7 protein-coding genes are annotated in these 11123 nt (G+C 65.8%); 5 read left to right on the forward strand and 2 right to left on the reverse strand.

The features are described 5' to 3' along the window. Positions 1-109 precede the first annotated feature (109 nt). On the reverse strand, positions 110-901 hold the full coding sequence (locus U9J33_RS21535) for a sulfite exporter TauE/SafE family protein (RefSeq protein ID WP_054436148.1): 792 nt from the start codon (positions 899-901) through the stop codon (positions 110-112). Next, complete coding sequence (locus U9J33_RS21540) at positions 898-2271, reverse strand: ATP-grasp domain-containing protein (RefSeq protein ID WP_185999192.1); 1374 nt, start codon at positions 2269-2271, stop codon at positions 898-900. The genes U9J33_RS21535 and U9J33_RS21540 overlap by 4 nt, the downstream gene beginning before the upstream one ends. Positions 2272-2704: 433 nt before the next feature. On the opposite strand from U9J33_RS21540, the gene U9J33_RS21545 reads away from it, so the two are divergent. The 5 genes from U9J33_RS21545 (at position 2705) to U9J33_RS21565 (ending at position 11089) form a co-directional block, all read left to right on the forward strand. Continuing rightward, on the forward strand, positions 2705-5488 hold the full coding sequence (locus U9J33_RS21545) for a TonB-dependent receptor (protein WP_324699144.1): 2784 nt from the start codon (positions 2705-2707) through the stop codon (positions 5486-5488). Then, positions 5485-6198 (forward strand): DUF6250 domain-containing protein, encoded by a 714-nt coding sequence (locus U9J33_RS21550; protein WP_324699145.1) that lies wholly within the window; start codon positions 5485-5487, stop codon positions 6196-6198. Before U9J33_RS21545 ends, U9J33_RS21550 begins: the two co-directional genes overlap by 4 nt. A 14-nt stretch (positions 6199-6212) precedes the next feature. Then, positions 6213-8918 (forward strand): Tat pathway signal sequence domain protein, encoded by a 2706-nt coding sequence (locus U9J33_RS21555; RefSeq protein WP_324699146.1) that lies wholly within the window; start codon positions 6213-6215, stop codon positions 8916-8918. An 84-nt stretch (positions 8919-9002) separates the two neighbouring features. Continuing rightward, positions 9003-10520 carry a glycerol-3-phosphate dehydrogenase gene (locus U9J33_RS21560; RefSeq protein WP_324699147.1) on the forward strand — a complete coding sequence of 506 codons (1518 nt, stop codon included), beginning with the start codon at positions 9003-9005 and terminating at the stop codon, positions 10518-10520. Continuing rightward, positions 10511-11089, forward strand: a complete 579-nt coding sequence (locus U9J33_RS21565) for a DedA family protein (RefSeq protein WP_324699149.1) — start codon at positions 10511-10513, stop codon at positions 11087-11089. Before U9J33_RS21560 ends, U9J33_RS21565 begins: the two co-directional genes overlap by 10 nt. The last annotated feature ends 34 nt before the right edge of the window (positions 11090-11123 follow it).

Below are 11123 nucleotides of genomic sequence, written 5' to 3' on the forward strand. Positions count from 1 at the left end.
AGCGAGTCGCCCAAGCCGCCGATTGAGTATGAATAATCATCGCGATATTCATACGAATCTTCGCCGCACCCAGGATGGGGCATTTGACGTATGCGCCGGGTGGAGCGGCCTAGAAGCGGGCGAATACCGGGATCGCCCCGAACATCAGCGAGAGCAGCCCGACGAGGCTGATCGCTATCAGGACGCTGCCGACGCCTCTCAGCAGGCTCGTCGAGGAAAGGCGCCGCGTCACGAGCGCGCCAACCGGCGCCGCCACGATCCCGCCGATCAGCAACCCCGAGGCGGCGATCGTGAAGGATTGCAAGCCCAGCTTGCCGATGAATGCCGACAGGACGGTAACGGTGACGAAGAACTCTGCGGCATTCACCGTGCCGATCGCCATGCGCGGCGTCATGCCCTGCGCCAGCAGGTTGCCCGTCACCACCGGCCCCCAGCCACCGCCGCCTACCGCGTCGAGGAAGCCACCGGCCAGCCCCAGCGGACCGACCAGCTTCATCCGGCGATAGGCCTGCGGGCGCCTTGCTCCGCGCCAGATAAGATAGACCCCGATGGCCGCGAGGTAGACGAACACCGCAGGCCGAACGATGGTCAGGCTCACCACGGAGAGGAGCCAGACACCGCAGAGCCCGCCCGCGATACCGGGGATCACCAGCCGCGCGAACAGCGACCAGTCGACGTTGCGCTGGAGAACATGCGCAACGCCGGAAGCGCCGCTGGTGAAACCTTCGACGGTATGTGTCACCGAGGAAGCCAGCGCGGGCGGCATGCCCAGCAGCATCAGCAAGGAATTGCCGATCACACCGAAGGCCATGCCCAGCGCACTGTCCACGGTCTGTGCGGCGAAGCCTATCAGGATGAACGGGATCAGGTCGGACCAGGGTATCGTAGCCGGGTCGATCATCGGCGCATCTTCCGTCGCAATTGGGAGGCGGGCTTGCCGAAGCGTCCGGCCGGCGCGGTGAACAGGAACAGCATGGGGAAGCTCAGCGCGATCACCGAAAGGAGCCCGCTCAGGGCAGCTTCCGCCCCGGCAAGCCAGGGAAGCACCGCCGCCCAGATCGCCACGCCCAGCACGACCAGCAAGGTCCGCTCCTGTTCGAGATCGTCCAGCGCCGACAGATCGGTGCGGACCCGGCCCTCGAACAAGGTGCGAAGACCAAGGCTGGTGCGGCTCTTCCGGTCAACCAGAGGTGCCGGGATCGCGGCATGGGCAAGGCAGTTGACCCCGGCGGCGATCATCCTGAGACCGATTGCGCGGGCGAAGCGCCTGGGATCGGCGTTGCGATCGCTGATCGACCGAAGGCCCGTGCGGCCGCCGAACATAAGTTCGGCCAAGGCATTGCTTTCGGCCGGTACCGGCGTTTCGGCAGGCGCGTCCTGCGTCGACCTGATCCATTCGAGAATGGCGGAAGGCACGTCCATTCCGCTGGCGCGTTCGAGGCCCTGGAACCCCGGCGCCGAATTCGCCTCGCAGATACGATAGCCGTCCTCGTCGAACAGGATGTCGATCCCGGTCACGTCGAGGCCCAGCACGTCGGCCGCCTGCACCGCAAGCTCGGCCATCTCGGGTGGCGGGTTGTACGCCACCCCGACGCCTCCCAGCGAAACGTTGGACTTGAAACCGCCCGTCATCGACCGCCGTTCCATGGCCGCCACCACGCGGCCTCCCACCACCAGCACGCGCACGTCGCGGCCATGGCTGGCACGGACATAGTGCTGGAGAATGAAATCGGCCTTGGCCTCGGCACTTTCCAGCAAGCCCGCAAGATCCTCGAACTGCTCGCGGTCCTCGCATTTCAGGACGCCGGCGCCGCGCGTTCCCTTGAGCGTCTTCACGATCAGCGGGAACCCCAGTTCACGCTCCACAAGTCCGACGTCGATCGGAAAAGTGCCCAGGATCGTACGCGGAATAGGAAGGCCCGCCCGGCTCAGGCTCTGGAGCGTATGCAGCTTGTCCGCCACCCGTTCGATAGTTGCAGGGCCGTTCACCAGCCGCACTCCGCGGCGCTCGAAATGGCGCAGCAGTGCCAGTGTGAAGTAGTCCGTCTCAGCGCCGGTACGGCACAGGATGAAGTCGGGCCGCTCCATCGGATGGCCCTGGTACTTCGTCCCCCAATCGTCCCCCGCGCCCACGATGAGATCGAAGCGATGCGGATTGAGAATGTGCAGCTCGATGCCCATGGCGCTTGCGGCTTCCTGAAACCGCAGGATTTCCGGAACCTCCGGGATGGCCGGATCAAGCTCTCGATGAAACAGGACCCAGCCCCGCAATCGCTTCTCCTTTGTCGGCCGAAATTCGGCATTTCCTGCGGCCACGCCCCGCCTGTCGGCTGAAGCCGACTGGACGAGGGCATAACGCCTCTAGCGCCGCATCGGTTGCAGAACGGCGTCAATCGCGCGCCTGGCCTGACTAGCGCCCGGACATCCGGCTTGCGTAATGCAGCCTTTTAATTGCGTTTCGCGCATCTTTTTATGAGTTGTGCTGAAGCATGCACCTGTTCAGCGCCAAGCGAGGATTTGAGCCGATCGGCGGGTTTGCCGCAGCGGGCAGGCCATTGGCATGGCGCAATATATTCGTCCTGCTCATCTATCATTGCGGACGGCTACGGCCTTCCGGTGCCCGTAGAAAATCTTTTTTGTCAACCAAATCGGTAGAGATTAGCCCGACGTCGCTTTTTAGTCCGACAAAAAGGGGCACATTGTCGTGTATCGTTTCACCGGAGCCATTGCGCTTCTCCTCACCAGCACCTCGGTCTTCGCGCAGGATGCGCAGCAGCAGAACACGCGGGAAACCGCCGCTGACGACACTTCGCGCGCCGACATCATCGTCACCGGCATCCGCAAGAGCCTGGCTGACTCGCTGGCCGTGAAACGCGATTCCGCACAAGTCGTCGACGCCATCTCGGCCGAGGACGTAGGCAAGTTCCCGGACAAGAACATCGGCGAGGCGCTCCAGCGCATTACCGGCGTCCAGATCACCCGCAGCGGCGGCGAAGGGCAGGCGATCACCATTCGCGGCGCCGATGCCTCGCTCAACCGCGTCGAGATCAACGGCCAGTCGGCGCTTTCCACCTCGATCGCGGCAGCGGCCGGCAACGGCAGCAACCGCGCAGTCGATTTCCGCGATCTTCCTGCCGAATTCGTCTCGCGCCTCGAAGTGCTCAAGTCCGCCACGCCGGACATGACCGAGGGCGGCCTCGGCGGCACCGTGCGCATCATCACCCGCCGCCCGTTCGACAGCAAGGAAGGCTACCTCGCCGGTTCGGCCCAGGGCATCTACAACGAACTGGCCGACAAGGTGGACCCCAAGTTCGCGGTGATCGGCTCGAAGCTCTTTGCCCACGACACCATCGGCGTGCTGCTCTCAGGCACTTACGAAGAACGCACGATCCGCTACGACCAGGCGCGCACGACCGGGTGGCGACAGGTCGAAACCACCCAGCCCGCCACCCCCGCCGCGCAGAACTGCCTCTCCGGCCGCAACCAGGCGCGCTGTGTCGATCTCGACGGCAGCGGCTTCGGTGATTTCTATCCCGACATCCCGCGCTACATCACCGCAACCGAGCCGACCAAGCGCTATGCCCTCAACGGCATCCTCGAATGGCGGCCCAGCGACGATTTCCGCGCCTATGTCGAAGGCACCTATACCCGCAGCGACACGACCTCGGACGACCAGTACCTCCAGCTCAGCACCACGCAATCCGTGGCGAACGGCGGCATCGATCCCACCGGTGTCGTCATTCGCGACGAGACCGCGCAGACCGTGACCTTCGTCAACAGCTCGAACCCCGGCTCCGGGCCGAGCGTGAATTACCGCAGCGTGATCGGCAGCCTCAACCGCCGCACTTTCAACGGCATTCTCGGTGCCGAGTGGACCACCGGCAAGTTCAAGCTCTCGGCACGCGGCACTTATGCCGCCTCGCGCGTGCTTAACGACGAAGTGGACGTGACCGCCTCGGTTTCCGGCAAGGACGCGCTGCCGTGGATCACGATCGACTACAACAACCCGCAGAACGCGCCGAACATCATCCTGCCGATCGACACCACCACGACCGAAGGCATCAATACCCTCTCGGTCGAGGCACGCCCGCGCCTCAACAAGCAGCGCGAGACCGGCGCCAAGTTCGATGCCGAGTACAAGCCCGATGAAAGCGGGTTCCTGACCTCGCTCAAGAGCGGCGTCGAGCTTAACCAGTTGGTGTCGAGCAGCCGCTTCCAGAACGCGGTCTATACGCTGAACGGCATCACCGGGCAGACCACGCTGACCCGCTCGGGCGTAACCGGCACGCAGGTTCTCGCCACCACCACCCCGGCCGCGCAGCTCGCCAGAATCCAGGACCTGCTGAACACTTACGGCGGCATGGGTGACGGCAGCTTCTTCAAGACCGGCGACCTCGGCTTCTCCGGCATCGATCGCTGGTGGAACCTTGGCGACAATCTCGCCAATGCCGTGGGCATTCCCGATCCCTACACCAGCATTTCACCGCTCGATACCTACAAGGTCCGCGAGAGCACGATCGCCGGATACTTCCAGGGGTCGTTCAACCTTGATCTGGGCTTTGACCTTTCGGGCGTGGTCGGTGCGCGCCTCGTCCATACGCGCACGGTTTCCAGCGGTAGCCAGAGCACGGACGGTGTCATCACGCCCGCCCGCTACACCGGCGAATATACCGTCCTGCTGCCCTCGCTGAACCTGCGCGCCGAAGTGATCCCGCGCAAGCTGGTGGTTCGCGCCACCGCTTCGGATGTGCTCGCCCGCCCTGCCCCTTCGCAGATGGCGCCCAACGTCAGGCTGGATTCCGTGGCGCTCACGGGCTCGCGCGGTAACCCGGGCCTCAAGCCCTACCGCGCATGGCAGTACGACCTCGGCTTCGAATACTACCTGTCGCGCACCAACTACGTCTCGGTCACGGCTTTCCGCAAGGACATCAAGTCGTTCATCGACACGCAGAGCCAGGAAGAGGAGATCGACGGGCAGGTCTACACCATCAGGCTTCCGGTCAACGGCACCCAGCATGTCACCATTCAGGGTTTCGAGGCAGGCGCGCAGCTTGGGCTGGACTTCCTGCCCGGCCTGCTGAGCAACCTGGGCGTGACCGCGAACTACACCTTCAACAGCGACAGCGGCTATGAAGGAAAGGACTACTTCACCGGCGGCTCCCTGCCGTTCCCGGGCGTTTCGCGCAACAGCTACAACGCCTCGGTGTTCTACGACGACGGCCGCTTCGCCATCCGCGGGTCCTACAACTGGCGCAGCCGCTACCTGATCAACGCCGTCGATCGCGGCAATAACCCCTCGTTCGGCGAATCCTTCGGCCAGTTCGACGCCTCGGCAAGCTATGTCATCAACCCGCATGTCTCGGTGTTCCTGGAGGGCGTGAACCTCACCGATTCCACCCGGATCGAGAACGCCAACAGCATCTACCGCCGCAACGTGATCGAGACTTACGGCCGCCGCGTCTACTTCGGCGTACGGGCCAAGCTGTGAGCGCACGGGCACTTTCCCGGCGCGCGATGATGACGGGGCTGGCGGGAGCATGTCTCCTGCCGGTCCCGGCCTTCACGCGTGGCGGGCAGCGGACGATGTTCTCGGACCGCTTCCGCCACGGCCTCGGCCAATGGCGGATCGAAGCGGAGGCTCCGGCGCGCGTGTCCGCTACCGGCGGTGTGCTCGATATCGAGGCACCGGCAGGACTGACGCTCTGGTTCCTGCCGCGCCTCGTAGGCCGTATCGCCATCGACTACGAAGCGCAGGCGGTCTCCGAAGGCGGCGCCCATGACCGGGTGAGCGACCTCAACTGCTTCTGGATGGCGCAGGACCGGGCAGCGCCGAAAGGCAACGCTCTGGCCCGCCCGCGCACGGGCAGGTTCGAGGACTACGACGACCTCGAAACCTATTATGTCGGCCTCGGCGGAAACGGCAATTCAACCACGCGCTTTCGCCGCTATGTCGGAACGCCCGGCATTCGCCCGCTGCTGCCGCAGAACGACCGGCGCGGCGCGGAGGACATGCTTGTCGGCAACCGCTGGCAGCGCATCCGTCTCACGGCCGACGGCGCGCGGATCGGTTTCTTCCGGGGCGACCGGCAGCTTTTCGCTTTCGACGATCCGGCACCGCTGGCCAGCGGCCACTTCGCGCTGCGCACCACCGCAAGCCATCTCAGAATTCGCGACTTCACCGTTTCCCGCCTCGCTTGAATCCAGGATCCGTCATGCCCTGCTCACGTCGCGCGCTGCTGCGCGCCGGTCTCCTCGGAGGCGCCGCCCTGTCCCTTCCGGGCCGCCTTCTCGCCGCCTCGCCCTTGGCTCCAGATGCGGACTTGCACTGGCTCGATGGCGAGCCACCCAGTTGGGACAGCGGCCAGAGCTTCGGCGTTCCCTGGCCGCGCGGGGTCTTGCGCCAGGTCGGAAACCTCGCCGCGCAAGCGAATGAAGGCGCCGCGCTGCCGGTGCAAAGCTGGCCGCTCGCCTATTGGCCGGACGGTTCGATCAAGTGGAGCGGCCATGCGCTTGGCGGCGGTGCAGCGCCCCGGACCGTGAAGATCTCCCCCGGACGCCCCGCTGCACCGGTCGAGAAAGTCACCGTCAGGGAACAGGGCGAAACCATCGCCGTGCAGGTCGGCCCGACATGCTGGCGCGTGCCGCGTCAGGGCAGCGCGGTCATCGCCTCGGCCGAGCGCGACGGCCGCGTGCTCCTGCGCGATGTCGCGTTGGTCGCCCGCGCGCAGGATGCGGCCTCGGGCGAGGAAGCAGACACCCTTACCCAGCGCCATTTCACCAGCCGCATAGGCAGCGTGACCATCGAGCAATCCGGCCCGGTCCGCGCCGTGCTCAAGGTCGAGGGCAGCCATGCCGGCGAGGAAGGCGCCTGGCTGCCGTTCAGCCTGAGGCTCTACTTCACAAGCGGCAGCGACGCCGTGCGGATCGTGCACAGCTTCATCTGGGACGGCGACGCCGATCGCGACTTCCTCTCGGGGCTTGGCGTGCAGGCCCGCGTTCCGATGCGCGGCGCGCTGCATGACCGGCACGTCCGCCTCGCCACCGAAAAGATCCTGTTCGCCGAAGCCGTGCGCCCGCTGACCGGACTGCGCCGCGATCCGGGCGAGGATTTCCGACAAGCGCAGATCGACGGCCGCGCCGCACCGGGTATCTCGGCGCTGCCGGAAAAGTTCGCGCCGCTCCTCGACAGCATTCCCGCCTGGGGCGATTTCCGGCTGTTTCAGGGTACGTCCGAGGGGTTCGTCGTGACCAAGCGCACCCGCAAGGGGCGCGCGCCGATCCAGTCTCTCGAAGGGCACCGTGCGCGCGGTCTTGCCTATGTCGGTTCGCCGCAAGGCGGCGCGGCGATCGGCATGGCGGACTTCTGGAAGCGTCATCCGGTCCAGCTCGACATTGCCGGGGCTGCCGGAGACGAAGCCGAACTCACCGCATGGCTCTGGGCGCCCGATGCTCCGGCGCTGGACATGCGCTCCTATCGCGACGTGCTGGGCATGACCGATTACCCCGCGCAGAACCGCGGCCTCGACGTGACCTACGAGGACTACGAGCCGGGCTGGGATTGCGCCAAGGGCATCGCGCGGACCAACGAACTCTGGCTCTGGGCGCTGCCCGCCACACCCGATACCGCAACGCTGGAAAGCTACGCCGCCCACGTCGCCCGCCCGCCGCGCCTCCTGGCGAGCCCCGCGCAGATCCGGGCTGCCGGGGTCTTCGGAGACTGGGCTCTACCCGCGATCACCGGCCCGGCAGCGGCGGACGTGGAACGTCAGAACGACCTGCTGCTCGGCCATTATCAGGGCGAGATCGAGCGGCGCCATTGGTACGGTTTCTGGAACCACGGCGACGTCATGCATACTTACGATGCCGACCGGCATCAGTGGCGCTACGACATCGGCGGCTATGCCTGGGACAACAGCGAACTCTCGACCGACCTGTGGCTCTGGTACAGCTACTTGCGCACCGGCCGCGCCGGCCTTTTCCGCATGGCCGAGGCGATGACCCGCCACACCGGAGAGGTCGACGTCTACCACATTGGCCCCTGGGCAGGGCTCGGCACCCGCCACGGCGTCCAGCACTGGAGCGACAGTTCCAAGCAGCCGCGCGTTTCCAATGCCGCCTATCGCCGGATCTATTATTACCTCACGGGCGACGAACGCGTGGGTGACCTCATGCGCGCGCTGGTACATTCCGACCGGGCGCTTCAGAAAGTCGATATCGGCCGCAAGGTCGCCGACCGTGCGCCGGAATCTCTGCCGCCCGGCGGCATCGCCGCGGTCACGAAGCCGAAGGACCTGCCCGACGGCGTGATCCAGCTACAGTTCGGCACGAGCTGGGGCAGTCTTGTCGCGGCATGGTTCACCGAATGGGAGCGCACCGGCGAGCGCCGCTGGCGCGACCGCATCGTCGCCGGGATGGACAGCATCGCCGCCCTGCCACGTCAATGGTGGGCGGGCGGCGCCAACTTCGACCTCGCCAGCGGCCGCTTCGTGTCGGGCGGCGACCAGATCAGCGTCAGCCACCTCAATGCCGTGTTCGGCGTGGTGGAGATCATGGCCGAAGTGCTCCCGCTGGTAGATGCCCCCCGCTACCGCGCCGCCTGGATCGACTACTGCGCCTGGTACAATGCTCCCGCCGCTGACTGGGAGCGCCGCTTCGGCGAACCTCCGCGCGGGCACAACTTGCACCAGGCACACTCGCGCCTCACCGCCTATGCGGCCCATGCATTGGGCGACAGGGCACTGGCAAGACGCGCCTGGGCAGAGTTCCACGACCGGGATCTGCCCGCCGATCTGGCAGCGCACAATGTCGCGGAAGGGCAAGTGGAAATCCCCGGCCTCTCGACCAACAGCGCGGCCCAGTGGGGCCTTGCCGCAATCCAGAATCTCGCACTCCTGCCCGGCAACGTGCTGGTGGAATGAGAACCTGCCGCCTATCCCGAAGCTCTTGCAACGCAGCGGATTAGCGGACACGGTCGGCCCCAAGTCAGGAGACGCCGTATCACCTTGCCGAATTCGACCGCGCCGCAGACGTTTGACCTGCTGATCGTCGGTGGCGGCGTGAACGGCGCGGGCATCGCTCGCGATGCGGCGGGCCGCGGGCTCTCGGTGATGCTGGTCGAGCAGGACGATCTGGCCGGTCACACGTCCTCCGCATCGACCAAGCTGATACATGGCGGCCTGCGCTACCTGGAATATGGCGAATTCCGTCTGGTTCGCGAAGCTTTGATAGAGCGCGAGCGGCTGCTGGGAATGGCGCCGCATATCATTCGGCCGCTGCGCTTCGTATTGCCGCAGTCGCAGTCGCCTCGCCCGGCGTGGTTGGTGCGCCTTGGCCTGTTCCTCTACGATCATCTCGGTGCCCGGGGAACGCTTCCCGGCACCGAAAGCGTTGACCTCTCCCGCTCTCCGTTAGGCAGCGGCCTGAAGCCCGATCCCGGCAGGGCATTCGTCTATTCGGACTGCTGGGTGGACGACAGCCGCCTCGTCGTCCTGAATGCCATGGACGCCGCCGCGCGCGGTGCCCGAATTCTTACCCGCACCCGTCTCGCCTCGGCAAGGGCCGAGGGCAACCACTGGCTGGCGACGCTCGAACAGGACGGGCAAGAGCGGCAAGTTCGGGCCAGAACGCTGATCAACGCGGCCGGGCCATGGGTGAAGGACGTTCTGCACCGGCTCGGTAAAGACAACAGCGATCGCGGCCTGCGCCTCGTGAAGGGTAGCCATGTAGTCCTGCCGCGCCTCTACCCGGGCGAACACGCCTTCATGCTCCAGAACCCGGATCGCCGGATCGTTTTCGCCATTCCCTACGAGGACGAATTCACCCTTGTCGGCACGACCGACGAAGCATGGGAAGGGCCGCCGGCCAAGGCCGAAATCAGCGCCGGGGAGATCCGGTACTTGTGCGACACGGTCAACCGCTACTTCGATCGCCGCGTCACGAGCGCCGACATCGCGTGGAGTTACGCCGGCATCCGGCCGCTCTACGAAGACCATGCCCGCAACGCCTCCGCGGTTACCCGCGACTATGTCCTCGATCTGGAGGCGAACGGTAACCACCCGCCCGTGCTCAGCATCTTCGGCGGGAAGATCACGACCTATCGCAAGCTCGCCGAGCACGCGATGGCGCAGCTGTCCGGCCTTTTCCCCGAAATGGGAGGTGCATGGACCGCCGGGGCAGTGCTGCCCGGCGGTGATTTCCCAGATGCCGATTTCGAGCGGTTCCTGTCCGATCTGACGGCCCGCTATCCCCTGATGCCGGCGCTCCTGCTTCATCGCATCGCCCGCGCCTACGGCACGAAAGCTACCGCCTGGCTCGGGCCAGCCCGCGTCCCCGGCGACCTTGGCCGGGATTTCGGCGGCGGGCTCCATGAATGCGAAGCCGAGTATCTCGTGCGCGAGGAATGGGCGCGGACGGCCGAAGACATTCTCTTGCGCCGCAGCAAGCTTGGCCTTCACGTGCCACGGGAAACCTCCGACCTGCTGGATGCCTGGCTGGCCGAGCAGTGCAGCCAATGTCCATAGAAACCTTCATCGCCCATTTCGGACTTCTGGCGGTAGGGCTGGGCGCCGCCGCGGAAGGTGAAACCGCATTGATGACGGGCGGGCTGCTCGCGCATCAAGGGCTTCTGCCGATCGGCGGAGTGATGGCGGCCGGGGCGATCGGCTCCTTCCTTGCCGATGAGATTTTCTTCTTCCTCGGCCGGCATTTCCGCGCCCGGCCAGCCGTGCGCGCGCTGTCGGAGAAGCCGGCCTTTGCGCGTGCGCTCGCGCTGCTCGAGCGGCACCCGGTGGGCTTCATCCTGGCCTTTCGCTTCCTCTACGGGCTGAGAACCGTGAGCCCCATCGCTATCGGCACCTCGTCCATTCCCGCACGCCGCTTCATCGTCCTGAATGCGCTGGCCGCAACGGTATGGGGCATCGTCATTGCAGCTATCGGCTATACCTTCGGGCAGGCGATAGAAATGGCATTCGGAAAGCTGGGTCGCATCGAACATGTCGCCATGGCCGCAGCGGGGCTGGCGGTCCTTGCTGCCGGCACGATCGTTCTCGTGCGGCGCCGCCTTGCCCGAGTTGCGAAGGCGGCGGACTGAACCGCCATGCCTGAATGCGGATCGCCCGCCCTGC

The organism is Novosphingobium sp. RL4 (genome assembly GCF_035658495.1).
GTDB lineage: Bacteria > Pseudomonadota > Alphaproteobacteria > Sphingomonadales > Sphingomonadaceae > Novosphingobium.

What these genes read in the sequence shown, in the direction of transcription:
- U9J33_RS21535 (WP_054436148.1), bottom strand. Translation starts at nt 901, where the DNA reads ATGATCGACCCGGCTACGATACCCTGGTCCGACCTGATCCCGTTCATC.
- U9J33_RS21555 (WP_324699146.1), top strand. Translation starts at nt 6,213, where the DNA reads ATGCCCTGCTCACGTCGCGCGCTGCTGCGCGCCGGTCTCCTCGGAGGC.
- U9J33_RS21565 (WP_324699149.1), top strand. Translation starts at nt 10,511, where the DNA reads ATGTCCATAGAAACCTTCATCGCCCATTTCGGACTTCTGGCGGTAGGG.